Below are 19,601 nucleotides of genomic sequence, written 5' to 3'. Positions count from 1 at the left end.
CGCTACCGGGCGAAGACGTTGATGTCGCTGATGGTGAGCTTGTAGCCGTCGGAGACCGGCGGCAGCTCGGTCACCCACACGACGATGAAGCGGGTCGCCTCGCCGTCGGTCTTCAGCTCGATGTTCGTGTCGGCGTCCTCGACCGGCTCGGCCAGGACGTCGAAGCCGTCCACGATGGCCTGGTCGCCGTCGCTGGAGTCGCCCGGGTCCTCGTCGCCGCCGAGCAGGCCCACGGTGGCGCCCGCGCTGGTCATCTGGACCCGCACGGACGCGACCTCGCGGGCCTCGCCCAGGTCGATGAGGACGCCCATGCCCGGCTTCAGGTTCCCGAAGCTCGGGTCGTTGTAGTACGTGTTCGTGGTCCAGCCGGTCGAGGCGTTGTCGTCGATGACGTTCTCGACGCCCTCGCCCTGGTCGCGGTCCCCGTCCGGCGGGTCGACCACGCGGATCGAGTCGGCGGTGAGCGCGACCTCGGTCGGCGCGGCGGTGTCGGTGGTGCCCTCTTCGGACCCGGTCGCGTCCGACCCGGTGTCCTCGCCGGTGACCTGTCCCTCGGCCCCGGCGGGGTCGTCCTCGCCGCCGAAGACGACGGCGCTGGTGACCACGCCCGCGAAGATGACGGCGGCGATGACGGCCGCGACCACCGCGAGGCGCTTCATCCCTGCCGGAGGCGCGTCGGCGGAGGTGCCGATGCGACGGCCCAGGCTGATCGAGCCGAGGACGCTCGTGGACGTCGGGGCCGCGGCGGCCGCAGGTTCGTCGCCGCCGGTCTCGGCGAGGCGGCGCAGGTCCACCGCGAGCTCCGCGGCGGACGGCGGCGTCTGCGAGTGGTCGAGCAGGTCCGCGGTGAGCTTGGCGAGCGCGGCGGGCAGGCCCGGGACGACCTTGTCCGCGTCGAGGACGCGGCCCCACTCGTCGGTCGCGGCGTCGGCGAGCCCGGTGTTCTCGGCGGGCACGACGCGCGGCCACGTCCCGGTCAGGCACGCGTAGAGGGTCGCGCCGAGCGCGCGCACGTCCTCGACCTGCGTGTTCCCTGGCTCATTGCGCGGCTCGGTGACCATGACCCGGTCGTCCTCGGAGAGGAGGATCGTGCCCGGGTGCAGGTCTGCGTGGGTTACGCCGCCTTCGTGGAGGGCGGCGACCGCGTCGGCGACGGAGGCGACCAGTTCGAGCGCGTGCGCCGGGTCGAGGTGGTGGCGTTCGAGCACGCCGCGCAGAGAGGAGCCGTTGACCCATTCGCGCACCACGTACGCGAAGCGTCCTTCGTCGACGGCGTCGTACACGTCGACCATGGAGTCGACGTGCGCGCGGGACGCGGCGACGGCGGCGGTCATGGTGGGGGCGGCGTCCTCGCCGCCGGGGGAGCGGAGCACGACCGCTACGGAGCGGTGCAGCAGGACGTCGACGCCCCGCCACAGCTGGCGGTACCCGTTCGCGCCTCCGACGTGCTCTTCGAGGCGGTACCGTTCGGCGAGCAGGTCGCCCACGGACGGCACTTCGGCGGTGGTCATGATGCGGGGTCCTCCCCTCTCAATGCGACCCCGCGAGGGGGTCCCGGCCGGGGCCTTCGTGGGCCGGTTCGGTCATGGTGCGGTCCAAGTGGCTCTGCGGGATCCGGCCAGAGTGCACGTATGGATCGTACTTGCCTCATCGTCGCAGCTTTGCGCGCACCGTTGCCTGGAGCGACGCCGTCTCAGTGACGCGGAATACCAGGCAGGCCGCGAAGTACACGCCCAGGAGCACGATCCCGAGCACCACAGTGGCCCCGAATTGCCCGAGTTTGGCCATGCCGCCTTCGGACGGTAGTTCGGGCCACAGCAGCCACCCGCCGTACGCGACCCCGCCCGCGATCACGGCCGCCGCACCCGTGCGGACCAGGCCGTTCAGCGTCTTGCGCATCCCGAGCAGACCGATCCGCTTGCGCAGCAAGGTCATCGACAGGAGCAGGCTCACCAGGTACGAGACGCCGTTCGAGGCGAACAGCCCGACCACGACCCACTGGGCGGGCAGGAACGCGAACGCCAGGAGGTACCCGCCGATGCGGATCGCGATCACCGGGAGGCTGAACATCGCCACGGCCTTGGTGTCCGTCTGCGCGTAGAACGCGTAGATCTGCAGCTGGCTGATCGAGAACGGCAGCAGCACGACGCCGGCCATGAGCAGCACCTGCCCCGTCGCGATCGCCTCCGCGGGCTGATACGCGCCCCACTGGAAGATGGCGAGGGCGATCGGCTCGTGCAGCGCGACGAACGCCGCGGCGATCGGCACGAGCAGGAAGGACGCGAGCCGGATCCCGTTCGAGAGGTGGTCGGCGAGCTCGGGCCAGCGCCGGTCGTCGGCGGCGCGGGTCATGCGCGGCATGAGCGCGGTGATGACGGAGACCGCGACGATCCCGTGCGCCATCATCATCATCAGGTAGGCGTTGTTGTACACGGTGACACCGGGCACGAACACGTCCGAGTCGACCGCGCTCGCGGCGTTGGCGACCTTGATGACGGCCATGACCGCGACCTGGTTGGCGGCGACGAACAGGAGCGTCCAGGCGGCCATACGGCGGATCTCGCGCAGCGGCAGCGCCTTGAAGTCGAACCGCAGCCGCCAGTGGAACCCGGCCTTGCGCAGCGCCGGGGCCAGGCACACGACCTGGATGACGACGCCCGCGGTCGTCCCCAGGCCCAGGAGCATGATCATGCCGTTCGTCACCTGTGAGGCGCTGACGAAGATGTCGCCGTCGGCGTTCGGGACGGCGTCGCGCGTGTAGATCACGTAGAAGAGCGCGCCGACGGCGATGACGACGAGGTTGTTGATGATCGGCACCCACATGGGGGCGCCGAAGTGCTCGCGGGAGTTGAGGACGCCGGAGAGGACCGCGAAGAGGCCGTACAGGAGCAGGGCCGGGAGCATGTAGTAGGAGAACTCGGTGACGAGGTCGTACTGCTCGGGGCTGGACATGAACCGGGCGATGATCGGCGCGCAGAGGGTGACGACGACCGCGGCCGCGCCGAGGACGAGGGTCGCGAGGGTGAGGAGGCGCTGGGCGAAGGCGTCGCCGCCGTCCGGGTCGTTCTTGTGGGCCTTGACGAACAGGGGCATGATGATGCTCGCGAAGACGCCGCCGAGGACGAGTTCGTAGATCATCTGCGGGAAGTACTGCGCGGTCGTGTACGAGTTGCCGAGGAGTCCGGCTCCGATCGCGGCGGAGATGACGACGGTGCGGCCGAAGCCGGTGACGCGGGAGACGAGGGAGCCCGCGCCCATGAGGAGGCTGGAGCGGACGACGTTCTTGCCCTGCGGCTGGGGGGCCGGGGCGGGGGCGGGCGCGCCGAGGGGGGCGTAGCCGTTGCCGGTCTGGGGGCCGGGCGGGGGGTACGCGTTCGGAGGAGGGGTTCCGTAGGGTCCTCGGCCGGGCCCGGACGGTGAATGCCCGGGGCCCGGTCTCGCGTGGGGGTCGGCCATTCTCGCACTCTCCGCTAAGCTTGCCCGGCGATGTCTGACAACAGTAGCGGTAAGGAAATCACGGTCCCGCCCATAGCCGATGAACTGGGTCGGGTGTTCGCCGACGCCGGTCATGAGCTGCACCTGGTCGGGGGCCCGGTCCGGGACGCGGTGCTGCGCCGGAGCGTGAGCGACCTCGATTTCACGACGGACGCGCGTCCGGAGTCGACGGAGGCGATCCTGCGGGAGCACTGCTCGACGGTGTGGACGACGGGCGCGGACTTCGGGACGATCGGGGGGCTGTTCCGGGGGGAGCAGGTCGAGGTGACGACGTTCCGCGCGGACGCGTACGACCGGGTGAGCCGCAATCCGATCGTCCGGTACGGGGACAACCTCGTCGACGACCTGGAGCGCCGCGACTTCACGGTGAACGCGATGGCGGTGTCGCTGCCCGGCCACGAGTTCACCGACCCGTTCGGGGGGCTGGCCGACATCGCTCGGCAGACGATCCGCACCCCGGCGTCCCCGGAGTCGTCGTTCGCCGACGACCCGCTGCGGATGCTGCGGGCGGCGCGGTTCGCCGCGCAGCTGGGGTTCGCGATCGAGCCGGACACGCTGGACGCGATGCGCCGCATGGCTCCTGAGCTGGCGCGGATCACCGCCGAGCGGATCCGCGACGAGTTCGTGAAGCTCCTCATGGCTCCCGATCCCGTTGTGGGCCTGCGGATCCTGGTCGACACGGGCTTGGCGGAGCAGTTCCTGCCGGAGCTGCCCGCGCTGCGCATGGAGATCGACGAGCACGCCCAGCACAAGGACGTGTACGAGCATTCGCTGCAGGTGCTGCGCAACGCGATCGAGCTGGAGCAGGACGGCCCGGACCTGCTGCTGCGGCTCGCGGCCCTGCTCCACGACATCGGCAAGCCGGAGACGAAGGACGTGGTCGCCGGGGGCGGCGTCACGTTCCACCACCACGACGTGGCCGGTGCGCGCTTGGCGCGCAGGCGGATGCGCGAGCTCCGGTTCCCGAAGTCGGACGTGCAGGCCGTCTCGCTCCTCATCTCCCTGCACCTGCGCTTCTACGGCTACGGAGACGCGGGGTGGACCGATTCGGCGGTGCGCCGGTACGTGACGGACGCGGGCCCGCAGCTGGACCGGCTGCACCTGCTGGTGCGCTCGGACTGCACGACCCGCAACCGGCGCAAGGCCGAGCGGCTGCGCCGCGACTACGACGCGTTCGAGGAGCGGATCGCCCGCATCCGCGCCGAGGAGGACCTGCGCGCGGTGCGCCCGGACCTCGACGGCAACGCGATCATGGAGCTCCTGGGCCTCCCGCCCGGCCCGCAGGTGGGCCGGGCGTGGGCGTACCTCAAGGAGCTGCGGCTGGAGCGGGGCCCGATGCCTCGCGAGGAAGCGGAGTCGCAGCTGCGCGCCTGGGCCGCGAGGGAAGGCCTCGCACCGAGTCCAGACGCGGAATGAGGACCTCCTGGATCACGAAGGCGCACATGACGGCCACCATGATCCAGCGTGACGCCGCGGCCGAGAGGAACACCCACTCGGGGAAGCCCCGGTCGCCCTCTTCGGCCGAGACCTGCAGCATCTTGCCGTAGAACGAGATGAAGTAGAACACTTCGGCGGCCTGCCACAGCAGGAACGCGCCCCACTTGGGGCGGGCGAGGACCGCGAGCGGGATCAGCCACAGCACGTACTGCTGCGACCAGACCTTGCCGAACAGCAGGAACGCGGCGACGACGAGGAAGCACAGCTGCGCGAGGCGCGGCATGAGGTCGTCGGCGGTCGCGATCCCGCGCAGCCCCGGCGCGCCGGGCCTGCGGCCCGCGAACATCCCGAGCGCGGCGATGCCGAGGCAGGACGCGGCGAACAGGACCAGGTACAGGTCGTTGACGTACTCGGAGTCCCAGAGCTTCTCCCAGCCGGTGACGCCGCGCAGGACGTACCAGCCGGTGCCCCAGTCGACGGGCCGTTCGGAGTTGAGCTCGAAGAACCGCATCCACGACTCGCGCCAGAAGTAGGCGACGGGCGCATTGATGACGGCCCACACGACGGCGGCGGTCGCGGTGGCCTGCAAGGCGGGCAGGAGTTTGCGCTGGCGCAGGGCGAGGACGAGGAGCGGGCCGATGAACAGGAGCGCGTAGAACTTCGCGGCGACGGCGAGGCCGAGGAACAGCCCGGCCATGATCGGGCGGCTGCGCTGCCAGTACAGGAAGAACGGCATCGACAGGGCGATGGCGAACAGGTCCCAGTTGACGGTGGCGGTGACGAGCACGACGGGCGCGGCGGCGAGGAGCATCGCGTCCCAGGGCCTGGAGGGCCGGGAGTAGACGAGCGCCGGGTCCGGGTTGGGGCCGGGGAGGTCGGTGCGGCGGTTGTCCTCGCGGATCCGGTGGAGGATCGCGATGGCGAACGCGCCGCAGATGAAGAGCACGATGGCGTTGAGGTGGTAGAAGATCGGGCCGCCGTCGACGCCGAGCACGTTGCCCGCGCGGTAGGCGATCTGCCCGAGGATCCCCATGAACCAACCGGTCAGTACCGGGTATTCGACCGGGTGGTCGCGGTAGGGGACGGCGCCTTCGTTGAGGCGTTCGGCGCCCCACAGCGCGCGGATGTCGGTGTAGCAGGCGTTCGTGTACTGGGACCAGTCGGTCCATCCGCCTGCGGCGCAGGGGTACTTCTGCAGCCAGCTGATCGCGAACGCGACGAGGCCGGTGAAGAGGACGACCCGCAGGGGCGTCCAGTAGCGGCGCTTGGGCGGGTCGACGGCGTGGTCCCCGAAGGGACCGCCGATGATGCCGGAGGCGAAGCGCGCCAGGCGGTCGGTGAGGGTGGGGGCGACCGGGGGGTCGCCGACGGGTCGAGCGCGCTCGGGGTGCGGCGGCGAGTCGATCGGGTCAGACGAAGACGGCGGCATGGGCCCTATTGTGGCCCATGCCGCCGTCCTGGCGCTATCGGTGGTCAGCCGCGTTCAACGCGGCCTAGTCGCCGCCACCCCCGCCGCCGCCGGGGTTTTCGGGCTCGGTCGACGGCGACGACTCTTCGGTCGGCGAAGGGCTGTTGCAGTCTGGTTCCCAGATCGAGCATTCCGGATCCGAGGAGGTGTCCTCAGTCGGATCGGGGCTCTGTGACGTGTCGTCGTCGCTGCCGTCGTCCTCGGCCTCGCACTTGTCGTCGACCCAGGTGCCGCCGCCCTCTTCGCAGGCCTTCTTGTCCTCTTCCTCCTGCGAAGCGCCGCAGCGCGGATCGTCGCCGTTCTTCGCGCAGAACGCGCCGTCGGGATTGAACCCGGCGTTGTCGAGGTCCCAGGTGTTGGCCGAGCCGGTCGTCACCTTGCCGTCCCACTCGACCGGCTCCCAGCCGTCCTGGCCGTCCTTGGCCTCGAGGAGGCGGTTCATCGCCGTGTACCAGACCGGATAGGCGGTGTTGGAGCCGAAGACGCCGTCGAAACTGCCTCCGGGGGCCGCGATCGGAGCGGACTCCGAGGTCACGTTGCCGACCCACGCGGCGATGGACAGCTGCTTGATCGCGCCGACGTACCAGGCGTGGGCGTTCCAGCCGGACTGGTACTTGTTGCCGTCCTTGTCCTCGCCGGTGGCCTCCCAGGTACCGGTCTTGCCGAAGTAGTCCCGGGAGAGCTGCTCGGTGTCAGACTCACCGGCGATCTCGGAGCCGACCCACTGCAGGTCGCGGGCGACGTCCTCCTTGATGGCCTGGCCCTCGTTGAGGTCGCGCTTGGGCTCGAGCTCGTTGCCGGCGCCGTCGTAGACCTTCGCGATGTAGTGGGTCTCGTGGTAGTAGCCGTTGTTCGCGATGGTGGCGTACATGGCCGCCATGTCGCGGACGCTGGTCGGGTACTGCCCGAACGACAGGTGGTAGTAGAACGGGTCGGTCTCGCCGTTCGCGCCGATCGCGCAGGAGGTCGGCGTCTCGGCGGTGTCCTCGATGAAGGCGCCGTCGAGGTTGATCACGGGCTCGCAGTTCTCGTCGACCTGGACGAGCGCCCAGTCGTCCCAGTTGCCCGACTCGTTGGTGACCGGCTCGCCCGCCGCGTCGACGGCCTTGCCGTGCACGATGTACTGCCCGTCGGCGGTCAGCTCGTAGTTGACGATGACGTCGTGGTAGTCGCCGTTGTCGTCGGGGAGGGACCGCGTCTGGCTCATCTGGGTGAGCCCCATCTTGTTGGCGTACTGCAGGATCTGGTCCGCGCCGTACTCCTCCGCGATGGCGTACATCGGGGTGTTCTTGGACTTGCGGACCGAGTCGGTCAGCGTCAGTTCGAGCTTGGTGTCGGACTGGATGCCGTTGCGCAGCGTGCAGTCGGGGTAGTCGCCGCCGCCGATGCACGCGTTCTCGAGCTGGAGGCTGTCGAAGGCGCGCGGCGAGCCGGCGTTGAACCACGACTCGATCGAGTCGCCGTTCTCCATGGCCGTGGCCGCGGTGATGAGCTTCATCGTCGAGGACGGCGGGTGCGGGGACTCGGCGCCGGCCTTGTCGACGCCGAAGCCGTCGTCGCCGCCGTAGTAGCCGACGACCGCGCCGGTCGCGGGGTCGATGGCGACCATGGCCGTCATCATGTACTTCTCGTACTCTTCAAGCGCGGCTTCAGTGTTGTCGTTCTTGAAGTACGAGTAGCCGTTGTCGTCCTCGGCGGGGGCGGCCTCGGCCTCGGTCGCGACGACGTTGCCGTCGGCGTCGACCCATTCGCCGTCGCCGTTCTTCGCGCGCTCGATGTCGCCGCGCGAGCCGGTGGAGACGAGGGCGTTCTGGATCTCCTCGTCGATGGTGAGCACGACCTTGTAGCCGCCGCCCTTGTCCTCGCCCTCCATCGTGCCGCCGAGCATGTCCCTGGTGATGCCGTAGCGGTCCTCGAGCTCGTCGAAGATGTAGCCGTCCTGCTCGTTGGTGATGAAGCCCAGGGGAGTGTCGCCGCCCCACGAGCCGCTCGCCTTGAAGTCCTTGATCGGCTCGGGGTAGGCGTACTTGTCGCGCTCGGACTGCGACAGCTGGTCGGTCTCGACGAGGGCGTCCATGGTGTACTCCCAGCGTCCCTTCGCGGCGCCTTCGTCGTAGTAGTCCGTGAAGTACGGGTCGTAGTAGCCGTTGGGGGACTTGACCTGCATGACGATGAACGCCGCCTGGTCGTAGGTCAGGTCCTTGAGCGGGACGTCGAAGTAGTTCTTCGCCGCCGCCTCGATGCCGTAGGCGCCGCGGCCGAAGTAGGCCACGTTGAGGTAGGCGGTGATGATCTGCTTCTTGGTGTAGTCGTTCTCCATCTTGATCGCGACGGCCGCTTCGCGGGCCTTGCGGTCATAGGAGATCTCGTCGCGCGCGTCGAGGTAGATGCCCGCGTACTGCTGGGTGATCGTCGAGGCGCCCTGCGTCTCGCCGCCGGTGAGGTTGTTGACGAGCGCCCCGGCGGTGCGGACGTAGTCGACGCCGCCGTGCTCCCAGAACTTGCGGTCCTCCAGCGCCACCAGGGCGTCGGTGACCGTTTCCGGGATCTCGTTCTCGTTGGCCTGCAGGCGGAGCGTCTCGCCGAACGCGCCCACCTGGGTCTCCTCGTCGGCGAGGTAGAAGGAGGAGGACTCGCCGTCGCGCGCGAGGCCGGTCAGCGACGGGGCCTCCTGGAAGTAGACGGCGCCGACGATCGTGACGGCTGAGATGCCGACGATCCCGAGGGCGATCATCGCCGCGAGCATCTTGCGGCCCAGGCGCTTGCGTTTCTTCTTGCCGCCTTCGGCCTCGAGGTCGCTCTTGTTCCCCGGGCCCTTGCGCGCGCGGCGGGAGCCCGCGACGCTGGCGCGGCCGGTGCGCTCGCCCGGTTCCGCGGGGCGGACCGACGCGGCGCCGACAGAGGCGGAACCGACGGAGGCGGAGCCGACCGAGGCCGAGCCCACGGAGGCGGAGCCGACGGACGCGCGGCCGCTGCGGCCCTGGCCGCCGACCGAGGCGCTGCCGACCGACGCGGAGCCGACCGAGGCCGAGCCGGTGGGACGGGCGCCGCCCACGGACGCGGAGCCGCGTCCGGGCGGGACGGAGCCGCGCCCGACGGACGCGCTGCCGGAGGCGGGCGTGCCGTACGGCTGCTGGCGAGGCCTGGGGGCCTGGCCCTGCGGGCCGCCTTGCTGTTGGCCGCCCCAGCCGTAGTCGCCCTGGCGGTCCCCGGATCCGGCGTTGCCGTAGGCGCGGCCGTCCGGTCGCCCGCCGCGGCCCTGGGGCCTGCCGTCCTCGGGGGGCGGGGCGGGACGATAACCGTAGTCGCTCATGCTCAACCATCCACATGCTGTGTAACCCGGGCATCTTTCCGGGTTTTGCCGGTCGGCCCGGTCACCTGGCGCCCCGAGGGGGCGCGCCCGGCGGACCGGCGGTCGCAAAGGTCTACTCCCGGCATGGGGGGTGGCCGGTCGTCTCGCAGTTTCGCACATCGAAATTGAGAGAACTCTGCTAGATCGCTTGGTGGGCCAGCCTATCGGATGACCGCCCCTCTGAACAGGGCGCGGACGCGTGCCTTGACGTGATTTGCGCCTGCCGCTATGGTTGACGCTGATGTATCGAGCCGATACATCACAGCGTTAGATCGCCGTGTGAGAGGAGGGGCACGATGCTTGAGCTCGCCATTCTGGGGCTCCTGCACGAGACCCCCATGCACGGCTACGAGCTGCGCAAACGCCTGCTGGCCCTGCTTGGGGCCATCCGGGCCGCGTTCAGCTACGGCTCGCTCTACCCCACCCTCAAGCGCATGCGTCAGCGTGGACTCATCGCCGAGGAGACCCCACGAGAGGGTGCGGCAGAGACCCCGCTGCTCACCGGGCGCCGGGCCCGCAAGGTCTACCGGCTCACACCCGAAGGCAAGGAGCACTTCGCTCAGCTCATGGCCGACGCAGGCCCCGAATCGGCCGACGAGGCCCTGTTCGGGGTGCACTTCGCGTTCTTCTCGCGCACCGACCCGGCCACGCGACTGCGGATCCTCGAGGCCCGCCGCCGCCGCGTCGAGGAGCGCCGCGAGCGCATCCGCGAGGCCCTCGCCCGCACCGCCGAGCGGCTCGACGCCTACGGGCTCGAACTGCAGCGGCACGGGCTGGAGACCGCCGAGCGGGAGGTGCGCTGGCTCAACGAGCTCATCGCCTCCGAGGAGAGCCGCCGCCCCGAGCAGCGCAACGACTTCGGCGAGCCCTTCGCCGAACCGGGACGGCGCCGTGCCGTCTCGGATCAGGGAACACCCGATCCGGCTGCGAGCGCCGGAGACCCAAATAAACAAGGCAAAGGAGGCATGCGCGATGGGTAAGCTGCGCGTAGCCATTGTCGGCGTAGGCAACTGCGCCAACTCGCTGGTCCAAGGCGTCGAGTACTACCGCGACGCCAAGCCCGAGGACCGGGTGCCCGGCCTCATGCACGTCCAGTTCGGCGACTACCACGTGAACGACATCGAGTTCGTCGCCGCGTTCGACGTCGACGCCAAGAAGGTCGGCCAGGACCTGGCCAGCGCGATCTTCGCCTCGGAGAACAACACCATCAAGTTCGCCGACGTGCCTCCCACCGGTGTCCCGGTCCTGCGCGGCCCGACCCACGACGGCCTGGGCGAGTACTACACCGAGATGGTCACCGAGTCCTCCGACGAGCCCGTCGACGTGGTCGCCGCGCTCAAGGCGGCCAAGACCGACGTGGTCGTGTGCTACCTGCCGGTCGGTTCCGAGAAGGCGGCGAAGTTCTACGCGCAGGCCGCGATCGACGCGGGCGCCGCGTTCGTGAACGCCCTCCCCGTGTTCATCGCCTCCGACCCCGAATGGGCCAAGAAGTTCACCGACGCGGGCATCCCGATCGTCGGCGACGACATCAAGTCGCAGGTCGGCGCCACCATCGTGCACCGCGTGCTGGCGAAGCTGTTCGAAGACCGCGGCGTGCGCCTCGACCGCACGTACCAGCTGAACTTCGGCGGCAACATGGACTTCATGAACATGCTCGAGCGTTCGCGCCTCAAGAGCAAGAAGATCTCCAAGACGCAGGCCGTGACCTCGCAGATCCCGCACGAGATGCAGGGCGCGGACGTGCACATCGGCCCGTCGGACCACGTCCCGTGGCTGACCGACCGCAAGTGGGCGTACATCCGCCTCGAGGGCACCACCTTCGGCGACGTGCCGCTGAACGCTGAGCTCAAGCTCGAGGTGTGGGACTCGCCGAACTCCGCGGGCGTCATCATCGACGCGGTCCGCGCGGCGAAGATCGCCCTCGACCGCGGCGTGGGCGGCCCGGTCGAATCGGCCTCCAGCTACTTCATGAAGTCGCCGGCCAAGCAGTTCTCCGACGAAGAGGCTCGCATCTCGGTCGAGAACTTCATCGCGGGCGAGTAGGCCGCGACCACCGCATAGGGGGACTCCGATAACAAAATCGGGGTCCCCCTTGGCATTCACCGGAGTTATCCTCGGACAATGCGCACCGACGGGCACGTTCGGAACCTCGTGAGCAACCGCCGATTCCGGCACCTGCTCGCGGTGCGGCTCACGTCCCAGGCCGCCGACGGCATGTTCCAGGCGTCCCTCGCGCTCTCCGTCTTCTTCAACCCCGCGCTCGGCGAAGCGAGCGACCCGTTCCGGTACGCGGCGGCCGTGGCGATCCTCCTCGGCCCGTACTCCCTGCTCGGGCCGTACGTCGGCACCGTCCTCGACCGGTTCAGCCGCCGCAACCTCATCGGCGGCGCGAACCTGCTGCGCGCCGCGCTCATGATCGTCATCTGCCTGACCCTGCCCGGCGGCTTCAACTGGTCGTGGGTGCTGTGCGCGATGGTCGTCCTCGCCGCGAACCGCTTCGTGCTCGCCGGGCTCGGCGCGGCCCACCCGCAGGTCGTCCCCGCCAAGGACCTCGTCACCGCGAACTCGCTGGCGTCGACCCTCGGCGCGCTCGCGTACGGCCTCGGGCTCGCGACCACCGGCATCGCCCGGCTCATGGACTCGAACGTCTCGTACTCGATGCTCGCGTTCGCGGCCGGATGCGGCTACCTCGTCTCCGCGGTGATCGTCGGCAGCTCCTTCCGCCGCGCCGACCTCGGTCCGCCCGTCGACGAGCACGCCCCGGCCGGGCTGTGGCGCGGCATCGCCCAGACGAGCTCGGGCATGTGGGAGGGGTTCAAGCACCTCGGGCAGCGCCGCGGCCCGGCCCTGGCCATGGCGGTGCAAGGGCTGCACCGGTTCCTGTACGGGGTCGTGTTCATCATCGCGATCGTCCTGTTCATGGGCTTCTTCTGGGACGTCGAGTCCGACCAGTCCACGATCATCTCGTGGCTGCTGGTCCTCGCCGTGCTCGGCAACGTCGGCGTGCTCGCCGCCGCCGTCGCGACCCCGCGCGCCACCCGCGTGTGGGGGCCGAAGAACTGGATCGTCGTGCTCATGGCGCTGTGCGCGGTCGTCGTCGCCGCGCTCTCGGGCACCATGATGCCGGTCATGTTCGCCGTCGCCGTCCTCCTGGTGAACATCGCCTCCCAGGGCCTGAAGATCACCGTGGACACGAGCATCCAGCGAGGCGTCGAGGACGCCTACCGCGGCCGCGTCTTCAGCGTCAACGACACCGTCTACAACGTCGGGTACCTCGCCGGGCTCTTCGCCGCCGCGTTCGTCGTCCCGTCGAACGGCTACGCCCCCGGCACGCTCCTCGCGGTGGCCCTCTCCTACGGTTTGATCTGCGTCGGATACGCCTGGCTCGCCCGAGACGAGGCCCCGTACGATGCACAGACATGGAGCCCCGCCGCGACCGAGCCGAGACCGAGCACGACCCAGTAGCGTCGAACCCGTTCCGCGGGACGGCCCCCTGGCAGCGCGAGGGCACCGGCAGCTGGAAGCGCGGACTCGCCGGACTCGGCGCCGTCGCCCTCACCGCCGGATCCGTCGCCGCGGTCACCTGGCTCGCCTTCCGCGACGACGACAGCGGCACCGGCGCGACAGGCGAGGTCATCGCCGAGCAGTGCACCGTCACCGAAGCCGACGACGCCGGGCAGGGCGCCGACCCGATGGAGCCCGGCGCTCCCGTCGAACGCTCCCTCGCCACCGTCCAGACCAACTACGGCGAGATCGTCGTGCTCCTCTGGGGCGACCTCGCCCCCTGCGGCGTCGAAGCGTTCACGCACCTCTCCCAGACGCAGTTCTACGCCTCGCACGAATGCGACCGGCTCACCACGCAGGCGGTCGACCCGACCGCGATCCTCCGCTGCGGCAGCCCCGGCCTCGACCCCGAGTCCGACGACACGTACGGCCCAGGGTGGCGCTTCCAGGCGGAGACCGGCATGGCCGGCGAGGACGTCGCCGACGTCCTCGCGCTCATCACCGACGACAAGGGCCGCGCTGGCAGCTCCTTCGCGCTCATCCGCGGCGAGGCCGTCCCCACCGCGGGCGTCAGCGTCATCGGCGGCATCGTCGACGGCTACGAAGTGCTCGACCAGATCGCGGCCCTCACCGAGACCGTGGAATACGACGGCGTCCCGCCCGTGCCCGTCGAGATCTGGGGCGTCACCGTGGGCGGCATCGACGGACTCGCGCCCGAACCGACCTTCGAGACGCCTACGCTCCCAACCGGAACTGCGACCCCGTCCGGTACCGCCACCCCGTCGGGAACCGCCACACCCAGCGGCCTGCCCACCGGGACCGGCACCGCCACTCCCACGGGAACGGCGACGCCCACCGGCGCCGCCACCTCGACCGCGGGACGCTAGTCCTCGGACTTCTCCGAGCCGTTGCGCTTGGCGTACTTGTCCACGTACTCCTGGCCCGTCAGGCGACGGATCGCGTCCATCACCTCGTCCGTGACGGCCCGGATCACCACCCGGTCGTTCTCCATGCCCTTGTACCGCGTGAAGTCCAGCGGCTTGCCCACGCGCACGCCCACCGGCGCCACACGCGGCCGCGACTCGCCGATCGGCAGCACCTTCTCCGTGCCGATGAGACCCACCGGGATCACCGGCGCCCCCGACGTGAGCGCCAACCGCGCCACACCAGGCTTGCCCCGGTACAGCCGCCCGTCAGGCGAACGCGTCCCCTCCGGGAAGATCGCGAACACCCGCCCCTCGGCGAGCACCTCCAGCGACGGCTCCAGGGACGCGGCGCTCTTGCGCCCGCCCGAGCGGTCCACGGCCACCTGGCCGAGCGCCTTCACCGTCGACGAGATCAGCTTCCCCTTGATGCCGGCACCGGTGAAGTACTCGATCTTCGCCATCGTCGCGATGTGCCGCTTGGTCGTCAGACCCAGGAAGTAGTGGTCGGCCACGGAGAGGTGGTTGGAGGCCAGGATGACCGGACCGTCCTCCGGGATGTTCTCTTTCCCGTCGATCCAAGGCCTGTAGATGAGCTTGATGGTCGGCGCGGCCGTCCATTGCAACGTCTTGTACAGCACCGTGTTCAGCTCTCCAGTGGTCTCACCCCGGCTGCGGGAAAAGTCGGGTGGGACCAATTATGGCTCGCGAAACGCACCTGGCGAAACCCTCGAACCACTCTGGCCCCCGCCGCGGTCGCGGCCGGCCCCGCCGGGAAGGCGGGTCCGAGTCTAAGGCATGTGACAGCCCTACAGGTACTGACCGGGATGGTGGTCGCGATCGTCACCGCGCGCCGCCCGCTCCGCCATCACGGCCCGGAGCTGCGGCGGAAGGTCCTCGCCCGCCGGAAGCGCCTTCAACTCGCCCGAACGCATCTGGTCCAGCTGCAGGCGCGCCGCCATCTGCTGCGCCACCAGCGCCGCCTGGATGCCGTGGAACAGCCCCTCCAGCCAGCCCACCAGCTGCGCCTGCGCGATCCGCAGCTCAGCCTCGGTCGGGATCTCGTCGGCGCTGAACGGCAGCGACAGGCGCTCCAGCTCGTCGCGCAGCTCCGGGGCCAGGCCCGACTCGAGCTCGGCGATGGAGCGGGCGTGGATGTCGCGCAGGCGCTGGCGGCCCTTGTCGTCGAGGTCGGCGGCGCGGACCTCTTCGAGGAGCTGCTTGATCATGGAGCCGACGCGCATGACCTTCGCCGGTTCGGGGACGAGCTTGGTCGGGTCGGTCTCGTAGCTGTCGCCTTCGTCGACCTCGGCCTCGGCGGTGATCGGGTTGCCCTCGGCGTCGACGATGAACGGCTGGTCGTCGGCGTCGCGCTCGCCCTGCTCCGGCTTGCTGTTCGCTTCAGTCATGGTCGGTGTGGCCCCACTCGTCTCGGTTCCGTTTCCTCTTCCCGAGCCTAACGCGCAAGGATCGCGGGGTGTTCCCGCTCGCGACCGGCCCGGGGTAAGCGAAAGGCCCGGAGATCGAAACCTCCGGGCCTGTGCTGTGCGCGAGGGGGGACTTGAACCCCCACGTCCTTACGGACACTGGCACCTGAAGCCAGCGCGTCTGCCATTCCGCCACTCGCGCCAGCGAGTGGCGGAATCAAAAGTAGAGTCGCCACTCGCGTGAGATGTCGGCGAAGCCGACAGCGACGATCTTACCGTGCCGGTACCTGGTGGTTCAACGGGGTATTGCCCGCGTTGAGTTGCACGCCACTCACAGGAGCGGGCGCAGGCGTCCGACTTGCTGGTCGCCGCCGTGGACCTCGGGCCAGACGAGGTTGTCGACCTCGGGCTTGGCGTCCTCGGGGACCTCGAACCCGGCGAGCTTGACGAGCGCGCGCAGGGCGACCGGCGTCGAAGCCCGGCCCGCGCCGTCGTCGATCTTGACGGCGACCGCGCCGACGCCGGGAGCGGCGACGACGTGGACGCCTTCGGCCCCGCCCTTGGCGAGGACGCCGGGCAGGGCGGTCATCATGCGGTGGTCGGGTCCGCGCGTGCCGTCGATGAGCTTCGGGTTGGCGCGCATGGCGTCCGCGACGCGGCGCTCGTTGCTGCCTTCGGGGGCCTCGACGAGGCGGGCGAAGGCGCGGGCGAGCCCGGCGAGGGTGACGGCCAGGACGGGCGCGCCGCAGCCGTCGACGCCGATCGCCTCGACGGTGTCGCCGGTGAGCTCTTCCACGGTACTGATGACGAGCTGCTGGAAGGGGTGCTCGGGGTCGCGGTAGGTCGCGAGGTCCCAGCCGTTCGCGGCGCAGGCCGCGAGCATCCCGGCGTGCTTGCCGGAGCAGTTCATGTAGACGCGGCGCGGTTCGCCGCCCGCGGCGACGACCGCGTTGCGGGCGTCCGGGTCGCTCGGGAGGTCGGCCGGGCACCGCAGGTGCTCCTCGCCGAGTCCGGCGCTGCCGAGGACGGAGGCGACCTGGGCGAGGTGGAACGGCTCGCCGCGGTGGCTCGCGGAGGCGATGGCGAGGTCGGCCTCGGTGCCGGGCGCCCATCCGGCGCGGAGCATCGCGAGGGCCTGCATGGGCTTGTTGGAGGAGCGGGGGAAGACCGGGGAACCGGTGTCGCCGATCGAGGCGAGGAGGTTCCCGGACGGGTCGGTCACGGCGACGCTGCCCCGGTGGAGGCTCTCGGCGAATCCGGACCGGACGATCTCGGCGACGGGTTCGCCGCCACGGTAGGAAGCACTCATACTGCGAGGCTAGTCGCGCGGCTAGAGGCTCGCGGCCTGATCTCCCACGATGAGACGCACGTCAGGGTCGGCGGTGGCCGACCGCTTGACCAGGGCGAGGGCGATCTGGCCCAGCTCGTAGTGCTGCACGGCCGTGCCGATCGCGCCGACCTGCTTGTCTCCCAGCATGATCGGGGTGCCATTCGCAGGCGGCTGCTCGCTGCTGCCGTCGAGGTGGAGCATGACGAGGCGGCGCGGCGGTTGTCCCAAGTGGTGGACCTTCGCGACGGTCTCCTGGCCCCGGTAGCAGCCCTTGTTGAAGTGCACGGCGTACTGGAGCCAGTGGCCGACCTCGTGCGGGACGGTCTTCTCGTCGGTGTCGGTCCCGAACGCGGGCACCTGCGCTGCGACGCGGACGGCGTCCCAGGCCCAGGTCCCGGCCGGGACGGCGTCGCCGCCGAGGACGAAGGACTCGACGTCCTCGCGGCGCACGCACAAGTCGAAGGTGGGGACGCCGAGGGCGTCGGTGCGGCGGATCCAGCCGTCGGTCGCGTCGAGCGCGTCGCCGGGGTAGACCGCGGTGGGGGTGAGCGGAATCTCACGCTGCACGAACTTCGCGGCGGGGACGGGCTGCACCACGGGCGCGGTCTCGTCGGCGTCCTTGAACGTGTAGGTGAACAGGGCCCACCCGCCGTTCTCGTCGCGGATGTCGACCTCGGTGCGGAACTTCATGAGCTGCAGGTACTTCAGCAGCGCCTCGCCGTGTCCGGGCTCGGTGTCGAGCCAGGTGGTCGTGCCGTCGTCGAAGACGTTCATGTGGTGCTCGACGCGGCCGGTGGGGGAGAGGACCAGGGCCTCGGTGCCCTCGTGCGGCTTGAGGCCGGTGAGGTGCTGCGTGGTGAGCGAGTGCAGCCATTCGAGGCGGGCTTCGCCTGTCACGGTGATGATGTCGCGGTCGGAGCGGTCGAACAGCGCGCCGGTCGCCATCGCCTTCTTCTGCTCGGGGAGCGGCCCGCCGTAGTGCCAGGCCTTGCGGCCGTCCTCGGTGGGGACGGCGCCGGGCAGGGACAGGAGCGGCGAGGTGGGAGTGTCGGTCATGCGTCCTTCTCCAGGCATTCGGCGCAGGTCCCGAACACGGCGACGTGGCCGATGTCCATGACGAACCCGCAGGTGTCGGCGACTTCCGCGCGCGCGTTCGCGAACAGGGAAGGCTCGACCTCGGTGATCCGGCCGCAGCGGTGGCACACCAGGTGCGCGTGGCCGCGGTCGCCCGACAGATGGTACGTCGGAGCGCCGTGGGAGAGGTGGGTGTGGGAGACGAGCTGGAGCTCTTCGAGCAGGTCGAGGGTGCGGTAGACCGTGGTGATGTTCACACCTTCGACCTGGCCGCGGATGCGCTCGTGGATCTGCTCGGGGGTGGCGTGTCCGAGCGAGCGGACGGCCTCCAGGACGAGCTGGCGCTGCGCGGTCATGCGCAGGCCCTTGGCGCGCAGCACCGCGGCGAGTTCGGTCTCGGCCTCGGCTTCGGTGGGCATAGGTGCATGGTACTGCGCGTGCGCAGCGACACCTCGCACCCGCCGAGGAGCACAATGAGCGCATGGCACTAGTGACCGCAGTACTGCACCGAGGCGTCGTCGACTCCGACGCGCCGCTCCTGTGCGCCGACGACCTCGGGGTCCTCCGGGGCGACGGCGTCTTCGAGACCATCAACGTCCGCGCCGGGCAGGCCTTCCTGCTCTCGGAGCACCTCGACCGGATGGCGAACTCCGCGCGCCGCATGGAGTTCGAGCTGCCCGCGAAGGAGGACATGGCCGAGCTCGCCGAGCAGGCCCTCGTCGCATGGCGCGAACGGGCCGAGGGCGAGGGCGCGCTGCGCCTCGTCGCGACCCGCGGCCGCGAGCACGGCGGGCCGCCCACCGTCTACGCCACCGTCGACCCCGTCCCGCGCGAGCGGATCCTGCCGCGGCGCGACGGCCTGAAGATCGCCACGGCGACCCTGGGGGTGAATGCCGACGCGCGGGGCGAAGCCCCGTGGCTTCTAGGCGGCGTCAAAGCGCTCTCGTACGCGTCGATGATGGCCGTGACCCGCTGGGCGAAGACCCAGGACGCCGACGACGCCCTGTGGGTCTCGGCCGACGGATTCGCGCTGGAGGGCCCGACCTCCTCGCTCCTGTGGCTGGAGGGCGACACGCTCTGCACCACGCCGACCTCCGCGGGCATCCTGCCGGGCACGACGAGCGCGTACCTGCTGGAGCAGGCTCCGAAGGCGGGTCTGAAGACCGTCGAGAAGCTGATCTCGGTGGGGGACTTGAAGAACGCCGAGGCGGCGTGGCTGAGCTCCTCCGTGCGCGGTGTGGCCTTCATCACTCAGATTGACGGCGAGCCTGTCGCCCAGCGCCCCGACATCACCGCTGAGCTGGACAAACTCGCCGGGTTCGAGGTCCCCGAGTAACGGTTTGACATCGTTTCCCAGGTTCTTCTCAGGCTCAGCACAGGCCACGCCCAGAGACGGTCCTCATAGTAATGAGTGTTCCGGTCACGCCGACAAGCCAAACGGATTGACATGGGCAGTCTTCCGGGAGGCACGGAACAATCCGGGGGCACAAAACCAGTAAGGGCAATCGGGCACAGCCCTACTGGTGCCAATGAAAAGTGGAGCTCCTCCACTTTATCGGGGCCGCAGCGAATGGGCAAGCGCTGCGGCCCC

At 70.1% G+C, this 19,601-nt stretch carries 15 protein-coding genes and 1 tRNA gene; 6 read left to right on the top strand and 10 right to left on the bottom strand.

The genetic code is table 11. The annotated features are described in order from the left end of the window. Positions 1-2: 2 nt before the first annotated feature. Complete coding sequence (locus ACGGCP_RS00465) at positions 3-1,511, bottom strand: protein kinase family protein (protein ID WP_392958988.1); 1,509 nt, start codon at positions 1,509-1,511, stop codon at positions 3-5. A 136-nt stretch (positions 1,512-1,647) separates the two neighbouring features. Continuing rightward, entirely contained in the window at positions 1,648-3,456 is a 1,809-nt protein-coding gene (murJ, locus tag ACGGCP_RS00460; protein ID WP_392958985.1) for a murein biosynthesis integral membrane protein MurJ, read from the bottom strand. 30 nt (positions 3,457-3,486) lie between these two features. Between murJ and ACGGCP_RS00455 the strand changes: the two genes are divergently transcribed. Continuing rightward, positions 3,487-4,911 carry a CCA tRNA nucleotidyltransferase gene (locus ACGGCP_RS00455; protein ID WP_392958983.1) on the top strand — a complete coding sequence of 475 codons (1,425 nt, stop codon included), beginning with the start codon at positions 3,487-3,489 and terminating at the stop codon, positions 4,909-4,911. Here ACGGCP_RS00455 and ACGGCP_RS00450 read toward each other — a convergent pair. Together ACGGCP_RS00450 and ACGGCP_RS00445 are read right to left on the bottom strand one after the other, a co-directional pair. Continuing rightward, the gene (locus ACGGCP_RS00450; protein WP_392958980.1) at positions 4,802-6,361 is read right to left on the bottom strand and encodes a glycosyltransferase family 87 protein; all 1,560 of its coding nucleotides are present in this window, start codon (positions 6,359-6,361) and stop codon (positions 4,802-4,804) included. The genes ACGGCP_RS00455 and ACGGCP_RS00450 overlap by 110 nt on opposite strands. 64 nt (positions 6,362-6,425) lie before the next feature. Continuing rightward, on the bottom strand, positions 6,426-9,713 hold the full coding sequence (locus tag ACGGCP_RS00445) for a transglycosylase domain-containing protein (protein ID WP_392958977.1): 3,288 nt from the start codon (positions 9,711-9,713) through the stop codon (positions 6,426-6,428). A 335-nt stretch (positions 9,714-10,048) separates the two neighbouring features. Between ACGGCP_RS00445 and ACGGCP_RS00440 the strand changes: the two genes are divergently transcribed. The 4 genes from ACGGCP_RS00440 (at position 10,049) to ACGGCP_RS00425 (ending at position 14,143) form a co-directional block, all read left to right on the top strand. After that, positions 10,049-10,732, top strand: a complete 684-nt coding sequence (locus tag ACGGCP_RS00440) for a PadR family transcriptional regulator (protein WP_392958975.1) — start codon at positions 10,049-10,051, stop codon at positions 10,730-10,732. Continuing rightward, on the top strand, positions 10,725-11,795 hold the full coding sequence (locus tag ACGGCP_RS00435) for an inositol-3-phosphate synthase (RefSeq protein ID WP_392958972.1): 1,071 nt from the start codon (positions 10,725-10,727) through the stop codon (positions 11,793-11,795). Before ACGGCP_RS00440 ends, ACGGCP_RS00435 begins: the two co-directional genes overlap by 8 nt. A 108-nt stretch (positions 11,796-11,903) precedes the next feature. Further along, positions 11,904-13,217, top strand: a complete 1,314-nt coding sequence (locus ACGGCP_RS00430; protein WP_392958970.1) for an MFS transporter — start codon at positions 11,904-11,906, stop codon at positions 13,215-13,217. After that, positions 13,172-14,143, top strand: coding sequence for a peptidylprolyl isomerase (locus tag ACGGCP_RS00425; protein ID WP_392958968.1), 972 nt, complete (start codon positions 13,172-13,174; stop codon positions 14,141-14,143). Before ACGGCP_RS00430 ends, ACGGCP_RS00425 begins: the two co-directional genes overlap by 46 nt. Here ACGGCP_RS00425 and ACGGCP_RS00420 read toward each other — a convergent pair. The 6 genes from ACGGCP_RS00420 to ACGGCP_RS00395 form a co-directional block, all read right to left on the bottom strand. Continuing rightward, entirely contained in the window at positions 14,140-14,820 is a 681-nt protein-coding gene (locus tag ACGGCP_RS00420; protein WP_392958965.1) for a lysophospholipid acyltransferase family protein, read from the bottom strand. The genes ACGGCP_RS00425 and ACGGCP_RS00420 overlap by 4 nt on opposite strands. A 168-nt stretch (positions 14,821-14,988) precedes the next feature. After that, a complete protein-coding gene (locus tag ACGGCP_RS00415) occupies positions 14,989-15,588 on the bottom strand; it encodes a bacterial proteasome activator family protein (RefSeq protein WP_392958962.1) in 600 nt (199 codons plus the stop codon). A gap of 137 nt (positions 15,589-15,725) precedes the next feature. Further along, positions 15,726-15,808, bottom strand: a tRNA-Leu gene (locus ACGGCP_RS00410). 129 nt (positions 15,809-15,937) lie between these two features. Then, the gene (locus ACGGCP_RS00405; RefSeq protein ID WP_392958960.1) at positions 15,938-16,915 is read right to left on the bottom strand and encodes an asparaginase; all 978 of its coding nucleotides are present in this window, start codon (positions 16,913-16,915) and stop codon (positions 15,938-15,940) included. Positions 16,916-16,936: 21 nt separating this feature from the next. After that, positions 16,937-17,992 carry a YgfZ/GcvT domain-containing protein gene (locus tag ACGGCP_RS00400; RefSeq protein WP_392958957.1) on the bottom strand — a complete coding sequence of 352 codons (1,056 nt, stop codon included), beginning with the start codon at positions 17,990-17,992 and terminating at the stop codon, positions 16,937-16,939. After that, positions 17,989-18,429: a Fur family transcriptional regulator gene (locus ACGGCP_RS00395; RefSeq protein ID WP_392958956.1), complete on the bottom strand. Its 441-nt coding sequence runs from the start codon at positions 18,427-18,429 to the stop codon at positions 17,989-17,991. The genes ACGGCP_RS00400 and ACGGCP_RS00395 overlap by 4 nt, the downstream gene beginning before the upstream one ends. 62 nt (positions 18,430-18,491) lie before the next feature. On the opposite strand from ACGGCP_RS00395, the gene ACGGCP_RS00390 reads away from it, so the two are divergent. Next, positions 18,492-19,346 (top strand): aminotransferase class IV, encoded by an 855-nt coding sequence (locus tag ACGGCP_RS00390; protein ID WP_392958953.1) that lies wholly within the window; start codon positions 18,492-18,494, stop codon positions 19,344-19,346. Positions 19,347-19,601: the final 255 nt, after the last annotated feature.

The organism is Glycomyces sp. NPDC048151, assembly GCF_043202775.1.
Taxonomy (GTDB): Bacteria; Actinomycetota; Actinomycetes; order Mycobacteriales; family Micromonosporaceae; genus Glycomyces.
This window is presented reverse-complemented; position numbering and strand designations above follow the sequence as displayed.